Source organism: Clostridium sp. DFI.1.208, assembly GCF_024463855.1.
Lineage (GTDB): Bacteria > Bacillota_I > Bacilli_A > Erysipelotrichales > Erysipelotrichaceae > Clostridium_AQ.
On the sequence record NZ_JANGCA010000355.1, the window covers coordinates 1 to 250 of the forward strand.

General features: G+C 52.8%; 1 protein-coding gene. It reads left to right on the forward strand.

Annotation, left to right across the window (positions count from 1 at the left end; translation table 11 throughout):
* A partial coding sequence (locus NE665_RS24665; RefSeq protein WP_256302802.1) for a hypothetical protein occupies window positions 1-250 on the forward strand: 250 nt, incomplete at both ends.

Genomic DNA, 250 nt, shown 5'->3' on the forward strand with positions numbered 1-250 from the left:
GCTGGGAGGAGAAGCAGGAGCATCTGACGATCTATCCGGCACTGATCGAAAAGGCGAAGGAAGAGCAGAAGAACATCGTGATGCGCGTCGTGGACAGAAGCGAAGGGAAGATGCACTACCGATTGCGCATCCTGTATGAGGATGTGAAGGAGCTGAAGGAGGAAGAGCTGCAGTTCGAGTTCGGCGCGAAGTGTGAGCATAAGAAGAGCATGTACCAGATGGCAGGGACGAACGATATCGTGTATCTGTT